17 protein-coding genes, 3 pseudogenes and 1 riboswitch are annotated in these 18,879 nt (G+C 64.3%); of the genes and pseudogenes, 9 read left to right on the forward strand and 11 right to left on the reverse strand.

Annotation, left to right across the window (positions count from 1 at the left end; genetic code table 11):
- Positions 1 to 21: 21 nt before the first annotated feature.
- Positions 22 to 908: pseudogene (locus G6N13_RS02595) on the reverse strand (mycobacterial-type methylenetetrahydrofolate reductase).
- A 70-nt stretch (positions 909 to 978) separates the two neighbouring features.
- Positions 979 to 3,255 carry a 5-methyltetrahydropteroyltriglutamate--homocysteine S-methyltransferase gene (metE, locus tag G6N13_RS02600; protein ID WP_163694689.1) on the reverse strand — a complete coding sequence of 759 codons (2,277 nt, stop codon included), beginning with the start codon at positions 3,253 to 3,255 and terminating at the stop codon, positions 979 to 981.
- A gap of 117 nt (positions 3,256 to 3,372) precedes the next feature.
- A riboswitch (cobalamin riboswitch) is annotated at positions 3,373 to 3,582 on the reverse strand.
- Positions 3,583 to 3,894: 312 nt separating this feature from the next.
- Here metE and G6N13_RS02605 point away from each other — a divergent pair.
- The 5 genes from G6N13_RS02605 (at position 3,895) to G6N13_RS02620 (ending at position 8,605) form a co-directional block, all read left to right on the forward strand.
- Positions 3,895 to 5,100, forward strand: a complete 1,206-nt coding sequence (locus G6N13_RS02605; protein ID WP_163694690.1) for a tyrosine-type recombinase/integrase — start codon at positions 3,895 to 3,897, stop codon at positions 5,098 to 5,100.
- The gene (locus G6N13_RS02610) at positions 5,097 to 6,974 is read left to right on the forward strand and encodes a hypothetical protein (RefSeq protein WP_235677906.1); all 1,878 of its coding nucleotides are present in this window, start codon (positions 5,097 to 5,099) and stop codon (positions 6,972 to 6,974) included. The genes G6N13_RS02605 and G6N13_RS02610 overlap by 4 nt, the downstream gene beginning before the upstream one ends.
- Positions 6,967 to 7,737 (forward strand): tyrosine-type recombinase/integrase, encoded by a 771-nt coding sequence (locus tag G6N13_RS24760; RefSeq protein WP_235677907.1) that lies wholly within the window; start codon positions 6,967 to 6,969, stop codon positions 7,735 to 7,737. Before G6N13_RS02610 ends, G6N13_RS24760 begins: the two co-directional genes overlap by 8 nt.
- 10 nt (positions 7,738 to 7,747) lie before the next feature.
- Positions 7,748 to 8,332 (forward strand): hypothetical protein, encoded by a 585-nt coding sequence (locus G6N13_RS02615; RefSeq protein WP_235677908.1) that lies wholly within the window; start codon positions 7,748 to 7,750, stop codon positions 8,330 to 8,332.
- 63 nt (positions 8,333 to 8,395) lie between these two features.
- On the forward strand, positions 8,396 to 8,605 hold the full coding sequence (locus tag G6N13_RS02620; protein ID WP_163694691.1) for a DUF1942 domain-containing protein: 210 nt from the start codon (positions 8,396 to 8,398) through the stop codon (positions 8,603 to 8,605).
- 168 nt (positions 8,606 to 8,773) lie between these two features.
- On the opposite strand, the gene G6N13_RS02625 is transcribed toward G6N13_RS02620, so the two are convergent.
- Entirely contained in the window at positions 8,774 to 9,496 is a 723-nt protein-coding gene (locus tag G6N13_RS02625) for a GAP family protein (protein ID WP_163694692.1), read from the reverse strand.
- Between the two features lie 615 nt (positions 9,497 to 10,111).
- On the opposite strand from G6N13_RS02625, the gene G6N13_RS02630 reads away from it, so the two are divergent.
- A complete protein-coding gene (locus G6N13_RS02630; RefSeq protein WP_163694693.1) occupies positions 10,112 to 11,365 on the forward strand; it encodes an Rv1490 family membrane protein in 1,254 nt (417 codons plus the stop codon).
- 331 nt (positions 11,366 to 11,696) lie between these two features.
- Here G6N13_RS02630 and G6N13_RS02635 read toward each other — a convergent pair whose 3' ends face one another.
- From G6N13_RS02635 to G6N13_RS02660, 6 genes and pseudogenes are all read right to left on the reverse strand, one after another.
- Positions 11,697 to 12,248 (reverse strand): pentapeptide repeat-containing protein, encoded by a 552-nt coding sequence (locus tag G6N13_RS02635; RefSeq protein ID WP_163694694.1) that lies wholly within the window; start codon positions 12,246 to 12,248, stop codon positions 11,697 to 11,699.
- Entirely contained in the window at positions 12,248 to 12,814 is a 567-nt protein-coding gene (locus tag G6N13_RS02640) for a GTP-binding protein (protein WP_163694695.1), read from the reverse strand. Before G6N13_RS02640 ends, G6N13_RS02635 begins: the two co-directional genes overlap by 1 nt.
- Positions 12,795 to 13,151: a DUF742 domain-containing protein gene (locus tag G6N13_RS02645; RefSeq protein ID WP_163694696.1), complete on the reverse strand. Its 357-nt coding sequence runs from the start codon at positions 13,149 to 13,151 to the stop codon at positions 12,795 to 12,797. Before G6N13_RS02645 ends, G6N13_RS02640 begins: the two co-directional genes overlap by 20 nt.
- Positions 13,148 to 13,561: a roadblock/LC7 domain-containing protein gene (locus G6N13_RS02650; RefSeq protein WP_163694697.1), complete on the reverse strand. Its 414-nt coding sequence runs from the start codon at positions 13,559 to 13,561 to the stop codon at positions 13,148 to 13,150. The genes G6N13_RS02645 and G6N13_RS02650 overlap by 4 nt, the downstream gene beginning before the upstream one ends.
- On the reverse strand, positions 13,558 to 15,915 hold the full coding sequence (locus tag G6N13_RS02655) for a sensor histidine kinase (protein WP_163694698.1): 2,358 nt from the start codon (positions 15,913 to 15,915) through the stop codon (positions 13,558 to 13,560). The genes G6N13_RS02650 and G6N13_RS02655 overlap by 4 nt, the downstream gene beginning before the upstream one ends.
- Positions 15,916 to 16,148: 233 nt before the next feature.
- Positions 16,149 to 16,449: pseudogene (locus G6N13_RS02660) on the reverse strand (hypothetical protein); the annotation flags it as partial.
- Between the two features lie 44 nt (positions 16,450 to 16,493).
- Here G6N13_RS02660 and G6N13_RS02665 point away from each other — a divergent pair.
- On the forward strand, positions 16,494 to 16,958 hold the full coding sequence (locus tag G6N13_RS02665) for a tRNA (cytidine(34)-2'-O)-methyltransferase (protein WP_163694699.1): 465 nt from the start codon (positions 16,494 to 16,496) through the stop codon (positions 16,956 to 16,958).
- Positions 16,959 to 16,988: 30 nt separating this feature from the next.
- On the opposite strand, the gene G6N13_RS02670 is transcribed toward G6N13_RS02665, so the two are convergent.
- Complete coding sequence (locus G6N13_RS02670) at positions 16,989 to 17,630, reverse strand: nitroreductase family protein (protein WP_163694700.1); 642 nt, start codon at positions 17,628 to 17,630, stop codon at positions 16,989 to 16,991.
- A gap of 23 nt (positions 17,631 to 17,653) precedes the next feature.
- Between G6N13_RS02670 and G6N13_RS02675 the strand changes: the two genes are divergently transcribed.
- The gene (locus tag G6N13_RS02675; protein WP_163694701.1) at positions 17,654 to 18,064 is read left to right on the forward strand and encodes a TIGR03667 family PPOX class F420-dependent oxidoreductase; all 411 of its coding nucleotides are present in this window, start codon (positions 17,654 to 17,656) and stop codon (positions 18,062 to 18,064) included.
- A 2-nt stretch (positions 18,065 to 18,066) separates the two neighbouring features.
- On the opposite strand, the gene G6N13_RS02680 is transcribed toward G6N13_RS02675, so the two are convergent.
- On the reverse strand, positions 18,067 to 18,603 hold the full coding sequence (locus G6N13_RS02680; RefSeq protein WP_407663863.1) for a TetR/AcrR family transcriptional regulator: 537 nt from the start codon (positions 18,601 to 18,603) through the stop codon (positions 18,067 to 18,069).
- Here G6N13_RS02680 and G6N13_RS24530 point away from each other — a divergent pair.
- Positions 18,551 to 18,823, forward strand: a pseudogene (locus tag G6N13_RS24530) (AarF/UbiB family protein); the annotation flags it as partial. The gene G6N13_RS02680 and the pseudogene G6N13_RS24530 sit on opposite strands and share 53 nt — an antisense overlap.
- Between the last annotated feature and the right edge of the window lie 56 nt (positions 18,824 to 18,879).

Raw genomic sequence — 18,879 nt, forward strand, 5'->3', positions numbered from 1 at the left:
TGTGCCGGGTTCGGGTGGGGTTCACGGTGTCGGAGCCCAGTAGGCCAACATCTCGGCGAAGGTCTCGAAGGCCGGTTTGGACACGCCGTAGGGCGCCTCGAAGTGCAGGCTCAGCGGATACCCCAGGTCGACCGCGCCGTCGATGATGCGCTTGTACAGCTCGACCAGCAGTCGGCGCTTGATATCGGGTGGGCTGGCAGCAAGGTCGCGGACGAATTGCTGCTCGGCGGCGACAGCCGCGTTGCCGGAGTCCTGGATGAGCCACTCGATCAGGCCGACTGTGCTCTCCAGCTTCGGTACGAAGCCGAAAGACAGCAGGATCTCGGGGCGGTGATCGCTGAATCGGGCGAATTCGCGCAGGAAGCTCACGATCGCGTCGGAATACAGCAGTTGCGTCATGGCGAAGGTGGCGCCGCGGTCGCATTTGAACTGGAATCGCTCACGCTCACCGTCTCGGGTCGGGATGACGATGGCGCCGCGGTTGGCGACGAGATCGTCGAACTTCAACAGCGCGTCGGTCGGTGCCACTCCCGCGCCGTCGCCGTCGTTCATCGTGCGGGGGACGCCCACGAAGATGATGCCGTCGAACCCCGCTGCGCCCAGGCCGGTCAGCCGGCTGCGTAGCGCGGATTCGTCGAGGAAGGCGGTGACTTGCGTGCACAGGCCGCGTACGCCGGGCAGTTCGGGACCGATGACCAGAAGTCCACGACGTCGAGTTTGGGCTGCATGTCGATGGGCCGGTCGTCGTCCTCGGCGATCATGCCGGGGATCATGACGTGACCGATCCGGCCGGCGAGCCCGGTCTGGGCGGCCAGTTCCAGGACGTTGTGCGCTTCGTGGCGGGCGTGCTGGGTACCGCGGTCGATGTTGGGTGGCACCAGTTCCAGTGCGACGGTGTTCAGGGGCACCAGGGAGATCCGATCGTGTGGGAGTGAACCCGTTGCGCCCCAGGACAAGCTGGGGCGCAACGGGTGGTGCTCAGGCGTCGGCGCGGACTTGCGTGGCGGCGTCGACCATGTTGCGCAGCGCGGCTTCGACCTCATCGGTCTTGCGGGTTTTCAGACCGCAGTCTGGGTTGACCCACAACCGATCCGGGCCGACGGCTTGCAGCGCGGCACGTAGGCCCTCGACGATCTCGCTGGTGTCCGGCACCCGAGGCGAGTGGATGTCGTAGACACCGGGTCCGATGCTGTTGGCGAATCCCGCGGCTGTCAGGTCGCCGACGATCTCCATGTGTGAGCGGGCGGCTTCCACCGAGGTCACGTCGGCATCCAGGGCGGCGATCGCTCCGATCACCTCACCGAATTCCGAGTAGCACAGATGCGTGTGGATCTGGGTGGAGTCGGCGACTCCTGACGTCGACAGGCGGAACGCAGACACTGCCCAGTCCAGGTAGGCGTCTTTGTCCTTGCGTCGCAACGGAAGAAGCTCACGCAATGCGGGTTCGTCGACCTGGATGATGGCGATGCCGGCGGCTTCCAGATCCACCGTCTCATCCCGGATCGCCAGTGCCACCTGATTGGCGGAATCGGCCAGCGGCTGATCGTCGCGGACGAACGACCACGCCAGGATGGTCACCGGACCGGTCAGCATGCCTTTGACCGGCTTGCCGGTCAGAGATTGGGCGTAGGTGGCCCACTCGACCGTCATCGGTGCCGGGCGGGCCACGTCGCCGTAGAGGATCGGTGGCCGCACGCACCGGGTCCCGTAGGACTGCACCCAGCCATTCGTTGTCGCGAAGAACCCGTCGAGCTGCTCGGCGAAGTACTGAACCATGTCGTTGCGTTCCGGCTCGCCATGCACCAACACGTCCAGGCCGAGCCGCTCCTGCAGCCGGATCACCGACTCGACCTCGGCCTTCATGCGGTTGGTGTACTCGGTCTGGTCGATCTCACCGGCAACCCAGGCCGCACGGGCCTTACGAATCTCGACGGTCTGCGGATACGACCCGATGGTCGTGGTCGGCAGCGCGGGCAGGTTCAGCCGCGCGTCCTGACTCGTGCGCCGGTCAGCCGCGGGCCCACGGCTGGCACCCGACGCCAGGATCGACGACAGCCGTGTGCGGACGTCATCGTTGTGTAGGCGGGGATCAGACCTGCGGGAGGCTGCTGCGGCGTCGGCCTCACCGATGGCCGAGGCGACTCGGTCACGGCCATCTCGCAGCGCTGCGGAAAGGGCCGCGACCTCGATGATCTTCTCCGACCCGAAGGCCAGCCAGCTGCGCAAGGCGTCGTCGGCGTGGGTTTCCGGCGTCAGCGAGTAGGGCACGTGCAGCGTCGAGCACGATGTCGACACCGCGATCGATGCAGCTGAATTGCGCAGCGAGTCAAGGGTGTCCAACGCTGTGCGCACATCTGTTCGCCACACGTTGCGGCCGTCCACTACGCCGGCGACGAGGATCTTGTCGGCCAGTTCGCTCACTGTGCCGATGGCGGGATCCGAGCCGTAGACCAGGTCGACCCCGATCGCCTCGACCGGGGTCCGGGCCAGTGCCGGCAGCGCTTGGCCGAGGGCGCCGAAATACGACGCGACGAAGATTGCCGGACGCTCGGTAACTTCGCCCAGTGTCGTGTAGACCTGTTCGGCCAGTGCGGGCCCGTCGTCCAGGGTGTCGGTGACCAGAATGGGTTCGTCGATCTGCACCCATCGAGCACCGGCATCGGCCAGCACAGTGAGTAGCTCGACATAGAGCGGCACCACGTCGTCGAGGCGCTCGGTCGGCGACGAAGCTCCGTCGACTGCCTTGCTCAGCGCAAGGAACGTCAGCGGTCCGATGATGACCGGGCGTGCCGGTACACCTGCGTCCTGAGCTTGCTGGAGTTCGTTGAGGACTTTTGCCGGGTTCAGCCTGAAGACGGTGTCGGGGCCGATTTCGGGGACGATGTAGTGGTAGTTCGTGTCGAACCATTTGGTCATTTCCAGCGGCGCCACCTCTGCGGTGCCACGGGCGGCCGCGAAGTAGCGATCCAGCTCGTCGTCGACGACGGCATACCGGGCCGGTAATGCGCCCAGCAGGACCGCGGTATCGAGCATCTGGTCGTAATAGGAGAAGGTGTTGACTGGAATCGAGTCGAGGCCAGCGGCGGTGAGTTCTGCCCAACCTTGCCTACGCAGGTCAGCGGCGACCGACTCCAGATCGGCCTTATCGATGCGACCCGACCAGTAGCCCTCGATCGCGCGTTTGAGTTCGCGACGAGGCCCGATCCGTGGGGATCCCAATGTGGTTGCGGTGAAGGGTGTAACGGTAGGAGACACGAGCAGCGTCTTTCTGATGCGACGGGAAGCTCATCGCCCTCGGACCTCTGCCAAATGCGGTCGCTGACCACAGCTTGGAGTCCGCCCATTCCACGAGGCGATGCGCCGCTGGGCGCGGCGCACCCAGCACACCTGGCAGGTCTTCGGACTCGCAGGCACGCACCCCTATGAGTGCACCTAATGGCCGTCGCTTCCCAGTCGTGAAGACCAGTGCCGATGACGGCGGTCGTTCCTGCATACCGCTGCGGGACAGTCCCGGATTCTCACCGGGTTCCCTCTCACGCCACGCCTGTGCGAGCACGCGCCGCTCGATGCTGCGGGCATTTCGCCCCCAGCAGACCAGTTGCGCAGCTCAGAATACCCGCCCCTGACATGCCGACAGTCGGCGCCGCCAGCACCGCAGCAGGTCGGTGTGTCCCGGACCGCCCGCTGGACCTACTCGCAGGCGCGCTATCTACCTTCGCCCACGCGGCCGGCAAGGGGCAATGCCGGCGTCACGATGCTGAAATGTGTTCGACATCAACGCCTTAGCGCGCAACGGCAAGGCATCGGGTTCGCGGCGCGGCGCCCGTCGTCGCCGTCGAGCAGGTGATATGACGTGCGGTCATGGATTGATCACACAGCAGAACGGGTGGTGTCATGGAGGCTGATCGGTTTTCTGTTCGCAAGGTCCGGCACCGGGACAAGAGTCAGTCCTTTTGGATCTTCACCCCCGATCTGGAGGTGCACCGGCCCTCACTGACCGTCTTGTGCCGGTACCAGAGGTCCACTCAGCAGACCTACGCCTACAGTCTGGCCGATCATTTGAACTGGTTGCTGGCCAATGGCAAATCGGTCGACACGGTCACTCTTGACGATTTGCGGCGCTACATGAACGGCCTGACCGGTCAACTCGACGGCGTCTACGGCGCAGCGTGGCGAAAACCGACCCAGAGGCCGCTGGGTGCCTCGGCCGCGGGGAACGTAGCTTCGATCGTCAAAGCCTTCTATCTGGCGCTGGCCGTGTCGCACAACATCAACGCCAAACTGGTGGAGGCACTCACGTCCCATCACACTGCACGACAAGGCGCGACACGGTGGAACGGTGAAGCCAATCCCCTTGCACCGAAGAAAGCGGCTCGCCGACCCCGCTTTCTGCCAGATGAACAGGTACAAGCTCTGTTTGCGCCAGGGGTACTGACAACGGCGCGTGACGTCATGATCGTCACCTGGCTCCACGACGCAGGTATCAGGGTGGGCGGCCTGTGCGGGCTACGGTTCTGCGACTTGCACCTCACCCATCACCATCGATGCCAGCGCACCGATCCGCACATTCACATCGTCGGTCGCGATGACAACCCCAATGGTGCCCGCGCGAAGACTCGTGCACCGGTCAACCTCGCCGATGACGGGACCGTTCTGGACGGGGTCATCCGTGCAGTGAGCCCGGACATGATCAGCACGTTCCACGCCTACCTACTCGACGAGTTCCATCCGATGCAGCACCTGGTGGACCACGAGCAGGTCCTCGTGCATGTCCTGGGGAAAACCCCGGGCGCGGCGTTGACCACTGCCGGGGTGCGCAAGATGCTTGGCCGAGCGTGCACGAGGGCCGGGATGCAGGCGCGGGTCACCCCGCACGGATTCCGGCACAAAGCTGCAGCGACGTTCTACGCCGAAACTGACTTCAACGCCGAGATGGTCGCTCAAGAGTTCGGCTGGGCAAGCCCGCAGATGGTCACCGATCTCTACGGCAAGTCCGCCAACCAGCATGCGATGAAATATCTGCAGCGGGCCTGGGATGCCACGGCACGACCACCGACCGAAAGCTACCTCGTGCCGGTAGCCTCGAAAGACACTCCATGAGCGCAGCAGCAGCAGAGGCTCAGCCTCCAATCCTGGAGACTGCCAGCGACTACCTGAGTCTCACCATCGAGCAGCGCTACACCGTTGTCAGCCAACACTTTCCGCCGTGGCTGTTGGCCGAACCGATCGCCTTCCCACCCCAGCATCCGACCTACGGTTGGGCGTGCCTGGTCCCCGAGTGCGCGGGCACACTCAACACAACGTGTAGGGACCTGATGTGCGCTGAACATTTGAAGCAATACCGCCAGCTGAAGGCCCCCGCAGATCTCGAAGAATTCATCCGCGGTGCTAGGCCCGGGAGATTTGCCCAATTCGGTTGGGCGCTAACGCCTAAGCCCGACTGTGCGATCTGCGGCGCCAATCGGCAAGCCGACCAGCACGGCTACTGTCACCAACATGCGAACTCGCTGCGCAAAGCACAGCGCAGTGGCCTCAGCGAAGCACAGTGGCGCCGCGACGCGCATCCGTTGCCGAGGATTGCCCGCTGCACGGTTTCGCGCTGCGCCCACGATAGCGCGGTGTCAGGCTGGGACCATCACCGCGTGTGCAGAAGCCATCTCCGTCTCTGGCACCGCTGGCTGACCGTCACAGGCGGACAGGCAGATTCGGAATCCTGGGACGCGTGGCTCACGTCGAAACAAGTCAGAGATTCGGTGACGCACCCGACCATGCGAGGGCAACTGTCATTGGCGATGCTCCCGCTCGGCTTGCAGCGTGAGATCCGTTACGCCCTGCATCGCCATGCCGGACTCGCGCGACGCACACAATGGCGGCCCTCCGAGTTGCAGAAAGTGGTCGATGCTCTGGCGGCAAACGCCGTGGAGTCACTCAACGATCCCCTGTTCACCGAGCTCGCAGCCAACAGCCGCCGCATCGACGCGCGCCGCATCTGGGTAGCCCTTCCCTTCGCGGCGCGCAGTCTCACCGTCACTGCCGACCTTGCCAAATCCGCGGGCTGGTTCGACCCGGTACTCGTCGGAAGCACACCATTTCCCGGATCACAAGGACAGCCGAACCGACGCAAAGTCTGGGATCTCACCGCAGTCTCACAGCGCTGGCTGCGGGATTTGGTCTGGGAACACCTGCGCGACGAGGCCCTCAAACCCGCCGGGAAACGGCCCAGCACAGCAACGCTTTACAACAAAATCACCGGCATCATCCTGCTGTCGCAGATACTGCGGAAAAACCGTAAGGACCACGGAAACGACCCCGCCCGACTTGACAGAACCGATGCGCTCGCGGTCAAGGACACCTGGGACCTATGGTTCCTCGAGCAGACTCCCCTCCCTTTCCAGAACGAAAACGCCAAGCGAGCCAGCACTCTCAACGAGCTGACACGCCATCGCTACATGTCCGGTATCCGACTTGTACTCCAGCGCAGCCGCGAACGCCATCGAGCCCCGGCAGGGTTGGACCCCTTCATCTACAGCCTTCCCGACTACCCGATCCCCACGAAGAAGCCGCGACCGCGCCCCTTGACCTACAGCGACTTTCAACTGCTGGTCAACCCCGAGAGTGTGACCGCTCTTGAAGCACTCGACACCCACAATCTCGGCCTCGCTGACATTTGGCTCACCCAGGCCTTCCAAGGTGGCCGGATCAGCGAAACACTCAAACTCCGACTCGGTTGTGTAGGACTCGTCGGCGCCGCTCAACCCTATATCTGGCGAGACCTCAGCAAAGTCAACGTCGTCGACTACGGTATGCCCTGCTATCTGCCGGTCTACGAACGACTGCTTCACCGTGGGGATCACACGGGCGAAACTTCGCACCCGCTACGCCGAGCAACTTGCTGCTCTCGACGAACGCGGGCGGGCAGCGCTGGAGGCGAGGTGGGATCGCGACAAACCGCTGTTCCCAAGCGCCGTGCGTAATCCCGACCTGGTCATCGAAGTAGGACAATCATGGTTCAACGAGCTTTTCCGGCCTTGGTTCGAAGGTCTTGGCCTCAAGGGGATCACCACACACCAGACCCGAGCAACCCTGGCTACCTCGCTATTGAACAACGGCGCTCCCGCAGCTCTGGTACGGCAGTTACTGGGACACTTCTCCCAAGAGTCGTTGGCGCACTATGCGAACTACAGCAACGACAGCATGGCCCGACACCTCAAGCAGCTCTGGGCCGCAGGACCAGGGATGAACAAGCCGGGCACCATCTTGATGCGACCAACCGAGACAAAGGCCGACGACACACGCGCCGCCGAAGCCCGCATCGATCTGAGCATCGTCCCAGTCGAGCACGGCCTGTGCCGCTACGGCCCGGTGGTCGGCGGCGCGCAATGCCCATTCGACAAGAACTGCAGCAACGGTCCGAACGGACCATGCGAGCACTTTGTGCTCACCGGCGCGGATCTCGCCTACTGGGAGCGTAAACGCGATGCCGCCTACCACTTCGCAGAAGGCGCACCCACCGACGATGCCCGCGACTACATCCTCAGTCAATGGCATCCGTGGGAACCAGTACTCACCGCGTTACGCGAAGCGCTCGACGAACTCGGTCTCCTGGAAGAAGCCGAGAAACCAGACCTGCGTACACCCGTCCACGACTACTTCGACCCACTATTCGCCACCGGATGGCACATAGCTCAACTGAATCCACCCCCGCCCCAAAGTGATAGCAGCGAACCCGGATCCTAAGGAGGACGACTTGACGGAACCCAAGGCCCGCCGACGCCCCGTCGAAATGATCGAACACCGCACAACCAACACCACCGAATGCGAACGCCGAGTCCGCAACGCTCTCACCAAACTCATCAAGGCCGGCGCGCCATTCACCGTCGCCAACGTCTGCGACCTCGCCGGAGTCGGCAAGACATTCATCTACGACAAGCGGCGCCCCCACCTCACACGGGCAGTCCTGAGTGCCCGAGATGCCTCCCACAACAACCGAATTGACCACGCCGAAAAAGCCCTCGATCACACATCCGCCTCGTGGCGAGAACGAGCCCTCGGCGCCGAAGCCCTCGCCAAGTCACTGCGCACCGCAGTCCAACAGCGAGAAGACCGCATCAGCGATCTCGCCGGCCAACTCTACGATCCCGACGGAAACCACCTCGCCGAGGAAAACGCCCGACTTCGCGACCTCGTCTCCACCCTCACCCACAACCTCCAACGCGCACACAGCGAGAACAACACCCTCAGGCGCTCACTCGACGCGGCACGCGCCAACGTCAAACGAGAACGCCAACGCAACGTCACGCAGCTGTTCGCAAACGAACCCAACCCCCACTGACAGCTACGCAGCGAACGCGTCCGCAACGTTACTGCCAGGGGAAACTCGATCCAGCTGCCGGCCATGGGCGCTAAGCCGAATTTCGACGCCCGCGCCGCGAACGGCGCCAACTACCCGGTGCTGTGGCAGGCCGCCACCCCGGCCGGCATCAGCGGCGGGACACTCCAGCAGGGCGACAATGCCTCCGGCAAGCTGTACTTCGACGTGACCGGACCCGCGCCGACCTCGGTGGTCTACAACAACGGGGTTGAGGACCTGCTGGTCTGGAAGTAGTCCAGCTCACCGCTGACTGGAGTTGACCGATCGGCCCTGCTGCGGGCAGCTTGGCGATGGCGGCGGGCCTGCCCCTTGGCTTCAGCTCCCAGCGGCGACGCTCGTTGCGCCAGTCTCCAGACAGCCATGCCACCTCGCACCCGTGTGGCTGCAGCGGGCACCGCCGGCTCAGCCGCTGCCGACCACCAAGACGATCCCGAGCAGCCCCGCCACCACGGTAGCGATGTGCTGGCGGTAGGGCTGTAAGCAGTCACGTGCGTTCGCAAGTATCGATTGGGTCTGCGCGGGCTTTACGACAAAGCTGACGAGTAGGACCTCAACAACGGCCAACGTCGCAACGGTAAAAGCAACGGAAGCTCCCAGCTGCGTTCCGGTCGCTGCGCCGGACGCATGGATGACCGATATCGCCGCGAGGTACTCGACTGGCGCCGGCCCCTGCGAGAGGCCAGCGGCGAACGAAACCCACGGACGCCCGTCCTGCAACAGCTCTCTCGCACGCAACGCCACCCTTGAAATCGCAGTCGAGGCGCTTGGCTGCGCTGCCCAATTGGATTTCTGGAGAACTCGTTTCGCGCCTACCATCGGTCGTCGCGCCAAGCGCACGGCGGAAGCCGCGGCGACAAAAAGGGCAACGGCCCCAACGATGCGCCTAGTGTGACCACCAGTGAGGCTCCCGATCCAAGAAACCACGATGTTAAGGGCTTCAGACACCAAACCTGGAAACAACACAAACGCGCCAAGGGAGACGACGATTCCCGCTACCAGGGATCCGAGCCAGAAGGCCACCAGGTTGACCATGGGCCGGGGACGTGATGTCAACAGCATCGCGATACCTATCCGCAGCGGGTCGGCCGCCACGGACAGACCCAACAGGGACACGATCCCCCACATGACGGAGACGATACGATGCGGCCCGCGACGTCGTCAACGACCCGGCGCTAAGGGTGGTCTCAACAAGGATTGCCATGAACTGCAAAGGATTTAGCCGATTCAACCGGCTAGCAACCTCTCCGGTCCTAGCGCGGATCGGCCATTTACCTACCTGCGTCCGGTTTCTTTGCAGTTGCGAATTTCGTGTGGCGTTTCAGCAGTAAGAATGGCGACCCAAGTGAGCGCCGTCAAGGGTCAGGCTTCCGCTTCGGATCCGCCGCGAGTTTCCGTCAGATCAGATGCGCTGTGTATATTGCTTTTCGGCCTTGCTAGGCAGTAGCGATGCAGAACCTTTGTCCTCTATCAGCGCTTTCGGGGACGCGGGGATAGTTTTCGGCTTGTTCGTACGGATCTTTCGTCGGGGGGAAGCACGTTCATGGTTGGCGGTGCGCTTGGTGCGCGAGCTGACCAGCCGCGTCGCCCAGCCCGATCTCGTCCCGCCTCGCTACGATGCATGCGTCCCACCCCCGCCGCCACCGTGTCGTGGCCGGCAATAGGCGAGCGCCGACGGTGCACCGAGATGGGACGCATCCTCACCACGGCCAGCGGGCTCACCGCGCCTGTGAACTCGCGAGCATGCAGGTTGACGGTGATCGCGGCGTGAGTAACTCGGTGATGAACGACAAGCACCCGAGGGTGTTCGTATGGACGGCGATCGGATTGGTCGTCCTGGCGGGCTGCCATTCGTTCCTCACCCTCGCCCTGTATCCGACAGCGGTCTACTGGATGACGTATTACGTGCCCAACTACGCGTTCGGGTTCTTGCGTCGCGGGCTCGGCGGCGAAATCATCCGTATGCTGCCCGACGCCGCCTACTTCCCTGCCCTTCACACGATGGTGTGGGCACCCGTCGTCGTGTGGTTGGCCGCGCTCGCAGCGTTAATTCGGCTGATTCTCTCCAGCGGTGAGAAATCGGCGCGACGGGCGATGCTGGCCCTGCTCGTCCCCGTGTTGCCTTTTGCATTCTCTTACGCCGTGTACACGCCGAGACCGGAGTTGTACGCGATGTCGGCCCTGGTCATGTTGGGCATCGCGTTGACCCAGCTCCAGTCGGATCGCTCAAAGCTCATCGTCAGTGCCGTCTACGGCGTGACGATTGCCGTACTGGCGCTGCTACACGAAGGGATTCCACTCGAGGTCGCGCTGGGAGCTCTTCTGGCGATATCCGTCCTGCCTGCACAATTGGCGTCCGGGCTGCGGCGACTATGCGCGACCGCCGCGGTGGCGCCTGGGCTCGGCGCGATACTGGCCATCGCCGCGTTCTCACGCAACGACGTAGGGACACAGGTATGTGAGCAGATTCCCCACAAGCAGATCGAGGACCCTTTCCCGTCCGACCACATGGCTTACCTCGCCGGTCGAACCGCGATCAAAACAGACTTTCACGACTGGGTGTGCAACTTTGAGCGCACCATTGTCGATGCCCGGGTAACTGACGGTCTTCATAAGGTCGGCACCTTCGGCGCCGGCCCGCTTCTCGCCTCGTTTGTGGTGGGGCTGCTGTACTTTGCGGTCAGCATCTGGGCGATTCAGTCAATTTCGGGCGTTCGCTTCTCGGCCCTTCTCCGTGAATTCCACGGCAAGCTGACCGCGCCGATCCTGGGGCTCGCCGCCATGGTGCCGTTGTTCATCACTGCCGTCGATTGGACGCGCTGGTGGGTCCTGATCACCTTCAATGTCGCCTTGGTCTACATTCTGTACTCGATCACCAGGCCAGAGATCGATCAACCCACAACCCGGTGCCACGTGCGGATCTCCCTCTGTGTCATCGTCGCCTTTGCGGTGATCCCCACCGGCGCCGCGCTGCACATCGGCGGCCCGAACTTCTGACGCAGGGTGAACGCTTGGCCGACCACGCCGTAGAAATTGGCCGAGGGTAGAGAAGGCGAATCCGTGGTGGCCGGAATGAATTCCGAGTGCGCTCTCGATCTGGACCTTCTCGATGAACTCGGCTTCGCGGTCGTTGGCGCGGCCCTTGTCCCGGTCGATGGCACCACGCACCTCGAGGATGAAAGAGTTCCACGACGGTGACTTTCGGACGTTTCGGCTGTTATTGCTGTCCGGCGGCGACGGCGTCACCGGGAGCGGGTTGCGTCGGCTCCTCTTGCCTCTCCCCGGCTGCAGTTGCGGTAACGTGAATAGAATTCGCCGAGGTGACGGCTCACTCACCGCTGACGTCGAGGCCGTGCGCCGCCGCGAAGGCGAGTGCCTGGGCGACATCGATGCGTGCACCCCGGCAGGCTGCCGTGGTCCACAGTGTCGCGTCGATGCGGGCTCCCCGCAGATCAGCCTGCTCGAGCCGCAACCCGTTGGTGCGGGCGCCGGTCAGGTCGGCGCCTCGCAGGATCGCCTTGCGCAAATCGGCCTGAACCAGACTGGTTTCCCGGAGCCGAGAACCCGACATGTCCACCCCGCGCAGGTCTGCCCCGCCCAGGACGGCGAGCGTGAAATCGACCTCTTCGCAGACGATCGGTCGAAGCCGGCAGTTCTCGAAGGTCGAGCCGAGCATGCTGCAGTTACGGAACGTGCTGTGCCACAGCGTGGTCCGCAAGAACCGGCAATTGCGAAACGCCGACCCCAGGTGTGTCGACTCGGAAAGGTTGGCGCCACCAAAGTCACATTCGGTGAACACCACCCGCTCGGTCTGCAGGCCGGAAAGGTCTTCGTCGCGAAAGTCATTGCCGTTGAATTCGCGGTCGGTCCAGGGCTGCACTACAGCTTCGCCAGTGCGTACTCGCTGATCGCGATCAGCGCGTCGGTGGCAGAATTGCGGTCCCTGGCGTCCAGGGTGATCACCGGCGTCGTCTCGGGCAACGTCAGCGCGCGGCGCACCTCATCAGTGGGATATCTCGGTGCGCCGTCGAATTCGTTGACCGCGATCAAGAACGGCATCTTGCGGTGCTCGAAGAAGTCGACAGCGGCGAAACTGTCCTGCAGTCGACGAACGTCCACCAGGATGATCGCCCCGATCGCGCCGCGCACCAGGTCGTCCCACATGAACCAGAACCGGCGCTGCCCCGGGGTGCCGAACAGGTAGAGCACCAGATCCTGGTCAAGAGTGATGCGGCCGAAGTCCATTGCCACCGTCGTCGTCGTCTTGTCCGGGGTGGCCTCCAGCACGTCCACCGCGGTCGACGCATCGGTGACCATCGCCTCTGTGCGCAGCGGCATGATCTCCGAGACCGCACCCACGAACGTCGTCTTCCCGGCGCCGAACCCACCCGCGACGACGATCTTCGTCGAGGCCGATGGGCGTCCCTCAGAGGGCTCGTAGGCCACGAAGGGTCCTTCCTATCAGGTCGCGGCGCTCGTCAGGTGTCGAGCGGTCGGTCAAAGTGATCTGTACCCGAAGATAGCCCGCCGTCACCAGGTCACCGACGAGGACGCGCGCGACGCCGAGCGGCAGATCCAGCAGCGCGGAGATCTCGGCCACCGACGGGCTGTCGGCACACAGCCGGCAGATCCGCCCCCGCATATCTCCCGAAGGCCAATGGTTTTGCACGGCCGACGGCAACGTCTCGATCGGGGCCTCGACCGGAAGCTCGACCGTGGTTTCGGTGCGTCCCGCGGTGAGCGTGTACGGGCGAACCAGATCCGCCTCGGCGTCGCCGGTCACGAAGGTCGTGGGCTACGCCGCGACGATGAGACGACGCTGCCGACTTGCTCAACCAAAACAGCCATCTCATAACCGATTTGGCCGATATCGCAGTTGGGTGCGGCCAGCGTCGCCAGGTGCGAGCCGTCCCCGACCCGCATCACCAACAGGTAGCCGCCGGCCATCTCGACCACCGATTGCAGTACCTGACCGGCTTCGAACAGCTGGGCCGCCCCGGCAGCCAGGCTGGCCAGCCCCGAGGTCACCGCGGCCAGCTGCTCGGCACGCTCGCGCGGCAACTGCTCGCTGGCCGCGATAAGCAGGCCGTCGACCGACACCAGCACCGCGTGGGAGACACCGGGGATGTCGCGGGCGAAGTTCGTCACCAACCAGTCCAGCGAATTGTGCGGCGGGCGTGGCGGATTGGTCATTGGTCTTCTCGTCTGTTCGCTGCGGATCCGTCCTGAAGATCGGAGCGCGCGGCCCGCACACCGCCGAAGTGGCTGCTGAAGGACGCCCGCACCGCGTCGGGATCGCGTCGCGGAAGTTCGGGACCGGGTGGGGCCTCGACAACCTCGGCGGCACCGGGCACCAGCCGGGCACCGGGATCGCGAACCGGCAGGCCGTGCTCGGTGTGGGCCTGCACCGGGACGTTCTCCACCTTGGCCGCCGTCTCCCAGCCGTTGTCCCACACCGACTTCCAGTCCTGCGGCACCACCAGCGTGTGCGGGTCGACCATGATCTCATTCAGCATCTTCTGATAGATGAAGTCGGTGTCGGTGTCCTCGGGTTCGGGTGCCGGCACCCCGGTGATGCCACTGGAACCCGGCGAGCGCTGCGGCAGAGCGCTGTCCTCGGCGGGCGCGGCTGAAGGGGCTTCGGCGGAGGCATCGTCGTAGCGGCGGGCGTCAGTGCTGATCGGCGAGCCGTGCTCGAGCAGTTTCGGCGGGATGTACAGCTCGGCGGTGGTCCCCGAGGACGTCTCCCCCTCCACGGCGTTACGCAGCCGCACACCCATCCCGTGCATGTGCGCCAGTCGGCCGACCACAAACAACCCCATGTGCCGGGTGTTGTCCTGGCTGACCTCGCCACCGCCGTGCAGGCGCATATTGGCGATGCGCAGGTCACTGTCGGTCATGCCGATACCGTCGTCGTGCACCTCGATGAGCAGCCCGGCGTTACGGGTCTGCTCCGCACTGACCCGCACCGGCGAGATCGGCGGCGAGTAGCGCAGGGCGTTGTCGATCAGTTCGGCCAGCATGTGCACCGCGTCGGCGGAGATCTTGCCGATCAGCGCCGAGTCGGGCACCTCACCGATCTCCACCCGCTTGTAGTCCTCGACCTCGGAGACCGCGGCGTTGACCGCACTGGCCAGCGGCAGCGACTCGCGGTGATCGCGCGACACCTGTGCGCCGGCGAGTACCAAAAGGTTGGCGCCGATCCGGCGCATCCGGGTGGCGAGGTGGTCCAGGCGGAAGAGATTGTCCAGCCGCTCGGGGTCTTGTTCGCTCTTTTCCAGCCGGTCGATGAGTGCGAGCTGCTGGTCGACCAGCGAACGGTTGCGCCGGGACATCGTTTCGAACATCTCGTTGATCACCAGCCGCAGCCGGGCCTCGTCACCGGCCAGCAGCAGCGCCTGGGCGTGCAGCTCGTCGACGGCGTGCGCGACCTGGCCGATCTCCTCGGTGGTGTAGACGGCCAGCGGTTCAGGCTCGCGCTCGTCGCCGGCCCGCACTCGGGCGATGCCCTGCTCGAGATCGGTGTGCGCAACCCGCAGGGCACCGTCGCGCAGGATGCGCAGCGGCCTGACCAGTGACCGCGCCACCAGGAACACCACCAGCAGGGCGATGATGAACGCCGCGGACACCAGCAGCGAGTCGCGGATGACGGCGGTCCGCCGATCGCTGGCCTGCTGTTGGACGGCCGCGATGGTCTGGGCGGTGGTCGACGTGATGACCTGGCCGGCGATGGTGTCGGTGGCCTGCAGCGATTGCAGCAGTTCGGTGTTGCCGACCAGCGCGACGTCTGGGTTGGAGATCAGGCCCATCCGCTTGACCATCTCGCTCTGCAGCGTCTTGGCGTCCTGAGAGCCGACCCCGAGCACCTGACTCATCCCGAACAACGTCGACGGCTCGGTACCGGCCAGGGTGATCATCGACGTCCGCAGCTCCGGTTCGGCCACGTCGCCACCCTGCTTCACCAGCATCTGCTGCATCAGCATCTGGCCGCGGGCACCGACCGCGCGACTCAGGCCCAGCGTCTGCGCGCGTAGCTTCTCGTCATCCAGACGCACCGAACCGTTGATGGCGTCTTCTGCGGTGAGCAGGATCGGCGCGTAGGTGGCGATCCGCTCACGTAGCCCGATGGCGTTTGCCGATACCGCACCGATGAGTTGCTGACCCCCGGTGAGAAGGTTGGCCACCCCGGTGCGGACGTCAGGGGCGACGTCAGTGGAGTTCAGCTTGTTCTGCAGGGTGGCCTTGGCTTTATCGAATGTGTTTGCTTTCCCCTGGGTGTCCTCGCCGGAGCTGTAGGCCAGCAGCACACCTTCCACCGCGCTGACGTAGCTTTCGATCACCGGAATCATCTCGACGCGATCGGCGGCGACCTGCAGATCTCGCTCTGAATTGAATTCGTTCCACAGCCGGGTGCCGGCGAAGACCAGTGCCAGCACCAGTGGAACGGCCACGATCGCAAAGACTTTGCCCCGCACCGGCCAATTGCGCAGCGACCAACGCGACGGTCGCTTCGCCGGCGCGGTTGTTGGTTGCTGAGTCTGATTCATCCGGACTTCCCTGGTCATCGCTGCCCGTGTTGGCGACATCGGAGCTGCGCATAACCCCTGGCAATTGGTCGAGTATGACAGCCATTGCCCAGCATCTCCAGAATCGTTACTGAACAGAGAGATACCGCCATGACCGCGGGATAAACCCCAATCACGTGTCGAGCAAATTGTGCTGCGGCACAACTGAGATCATCAACTCCAGTGAAATGCCTACGCGGGTTTGAGCAGGCGACGAGAAACTGGCCGTATTCGTTGTCGCGCCCAGCGCCGAATCCGATCACCGCTCGCCCATCGGGTTTGAGGTGAGTGCGCAACCGGGCCAGCACCTGTGTGCGCCAGGTACCCACCCAGCCGGCCGGGCCCGCAGCCGGCGTCGAGGATGTGAGCGTGCCGGGGTGCCATCGCGTCCACGAAACGCGCCTCACCGGCCAGGTCGTCACCGGCGCGCGCCATCGCACGGAAACGCTCGATGTACCAATGGGAATGACCGGGATCGGCCGCGGCCTTCTGCATCCAGATACTCGGCTCGACCATGCCACCATTATCCGCACCCTTGCACACACCGAGGACGGGGCGTCGTGTTCAAAGTGATGTTCTATTCGCCGCGTATCGCCCCCAACACGGGCAACGCGATCCGCATGGTGGCCGCGACCGGATGTGAATTGCATCTGGTCGAACCGCTTGGTTTCGACCTCTCCGAGCCGAAGCTGCGCCGCGCCGGGCTCGACTATCACGACCTGGCCTGGGTGACGGTGCACGCAAGCTTGGAGCAGGCGTGGGCGGCGGTGGGCGGCGCGCGGGTGTTCGCGTTCACCGCGCATGCGCAGCGATCGTTCTCCGAGATCGCCTACCGGCCCGGCGATGTCTTGCTCTTCGGGCCAGAACCCACCGGCTTGGACGACGAGACGCTCGCCGACCCGCACATCACCGAACGGGTACGCATCCCGATGCTGGCGGGTCGGCGGTCGCTGAATCTGTCCAACGCCGCGGCGGTGGCGGCCTATGAGGCGTGGCGCCAGCAGGGGTTCTGTGGAGCTGTCTAGCTCTAGCTCACCAGGTGTCCCAGCTCTAGCTCACCAGGTGTCCCAGTGGGTGAGCTGCTCGGCGGGCAGTCGCCTGGCGGGCTTGAAGTCGGTGCCCTTGGTGTAGGCGATCGGCCACAGTCCACCCTGGGCGTACTGGTCGAAGGGGATGCCGAGGAGCTCAGCGGCCTGCTTTTCCCCGTCCCCGATCAGGTGCAGCGTCGTATACGCCGAACCGAGACCGCGCGAGCGCAGGGCAAGCATGAAGCTCCAGACGGCGGGGATCAGCGATCCCCAGTAGGAGGCTTGCATGCCGGCCGGGGCACCGTCGGGGCGGCCTTCCAGGACCGGGATCAGGAATACCGGCGCCTTCTCGAGGTTCTGGTTGAGGAACTTGGCCGAGTCCATCACGGCGTCCATCTGGCCGTCGCGGATATCGCCGCGCACCGGCTTCGGCAGGTCGAGATACGGCGTCGCGTTGGCCCGGTAAATATCGGCCAGCGCCTTCTTCTTGGCGGCATCCTCGACGAACACGAACTGCCAGCCCTGAGCGTTTGACCCCGTGGGCGCCTGCAGTGCGAGATCGAGACATTCCATCAGCACATCGCGCGGTACCGGGCGGTCGAAGTCGAGCCGTTTGCGCACTGATCGGGTGGAGGTCAGGAGTTCGTCAACGCTCAGAGGCAGTGTCATGAGCTGAGACTACATTCGAGCCTATGGCAATTGAACTGAGTCACAAGGTGGTCGATCGGCTCACCGGTGACGACTACGGCTGGCTGACCACGGTCGCCAAATCCGGCCAGCCGGTGCCCAAGTTGGTCTGGTTCTTCTACGACGGCGCCGACATCGTCATCTACACCGAACCGAAAGCGGCCAAGGTGCGCCACATCAAGTCGCATCCGAGGGTCAGCCTGAACCTGGACTCCGATGGCAACGGTGGAGGCATCATCGTGGTCGGAGGTCCGGCCACCGTTGACAGCGAGGAAGCCGATCCGCGCGATGACGCGCCCTACTGGGCGAAATATGGTGCCCTGTCAGATCAATTCGGCCTGACCGAGACGATGGGCGGGTACAACTTGCGGCTGCGGATCAGCATCGACAAGGTGTGGACGACGCCGACCGAGTAGGGCTAGCGGGGTTCCCGAATTCGGTTCGCCAGGAACGTGGCGTACTCGACCCGATAGCGGTCGTCCGGGATCCGCGACACGGATTGATGGAAAAGGCTGGTGGCAGAACGGGATCCGAGTAGCGCGTTGATGGCGATTGCGGTCACGACATCGCGCTCCTCTGCGGCCATGGCAGGCACCCACGCCGCGATCCAGTCCCCCAATTCGACGTGGAGTCCGTCGATGAGCGCGGCGTACGCGGTGTCCAGCCGGCTCGATCGGCCGGCAGGGGTTCTGGCGGCGATCTGCAAGAGCTCTTCGTCGATGACACCGAATAGGTAACGACCGAGCACCGTGAGCTCGGCCTGCAGATCGCCGAGACCGGCAAAGAGCGACCGGATATCCCGCATGGCGCGGCGGCGGTCCAGCTGACGGTCGATCCCGGCGTCGAGCAGCGCCTCCTTCGACGTGAAGTGGTGATAGAGCGCTCCGGACCCGGCCGCCAAGGAGGCGGCGAACATCGCGGCCTTCGGCGAGTTGTATCGGGGCCATCCGTTCATCCGGACTCCCCAAGTCATTCCGGAGGCATCGAACGGCCGCGTCTTGACAATGACCTACCTCGACGGGATGGATTGGGCGGCAGCGCAACACGCTGACCAGGATTTGAAGAACGCCTGGGCAGAGGTCGTCATGCGGTTCAGCCTGGGGAATCATCGGCATGCCAGCCTCATCCACGCTGATCCGCACCCCGGCAACTACCGCTTCCACCCTGATGGCACTCCTCCCCAAAGACGACGAAAAAGACTAGCTCAGCGGCACAGGCCTGATTTTCCGCT

This window comes from Mycolicibacterium sarraceniae (assembly GCF_010731875.1).
Classification (GTDB): domain Bacteria; phylum Actinomycetota; class Actinomycetes; order Mycobacteriales; family Mycobacteriaceae; genus Mycobacterium; species Mycobacterium sarraceniae.

Coding starts and splice junctions, on each gene's coding strand:
- G6N13_RS02605 (WP_163694690.1), top strand. CDS start 3,895: ATGGAGGCTGATCGGTTTTCTGTTCGCAAGGTCCGGCACCGGGACAAG.
- G6N13_RS02610 (WP_235677906.1), top strand. CDS start 5,097: ATGAGCGCAGCAGCAGCAGAGGCTCAGCCTCCAATCCTGGAGACTGCC.
- G6N13_RS02620 (WP_163694691.1), top strand. CDS start 8,396: ATGGGCGCTAAGCCGAATTTCGACGCCCGCGCCGCGAACGGCGCCAAC.
- G6N13_RS02625 (WP_163694692.1), bottom strand. CDS start 9,496: ATGTGGGGGATCGTGTCCCTGTTGGGTCTGTCCGTGGCGGCCGACCCG.
- G6N13_RS02630 (WP_163694693.1), top strand. CDS start 10,112: ATGCAGGTTGACGGTGATCGCGGCGTGAGTAACTCGGTGATGAACGAC.
- G6N13_RS02650 (WP_163694697.1), bottom strand. CDS start 13,561: ATGACCAATCCGCCACGCCCGCCGCACAATTCGCTGGACTGGTTGGTG.
- G6N13_RS02655 (WP_163694698.1), bottom strand. CDS start 15,915: ATGAATCAGACTCAGCAACCAACAACCGCGCCGGCGAAGCGACCGTCG.
- G6N13_RS02670 (WP_163694700.1), bottom strand. CDS start 17,630: ATGACACTGCCTCTGAGCGTTGACGAACTCCTGACCTCCACCCGATCA.
- G6N13_RS02675 (WP_163694701.1), top strand. CDS start 17,654: ATGGCAATTGAACTGAGTCACAAGGTGGTCGATCGGCTCACCGGTGAC.
- G6N13_RS02680 (WP_407663863.1), bottom strand. CDS start 18,603: ATGAACGGATGGCCCCGATACAACTCGCCGAAGGCCGCGATGTTCGCC.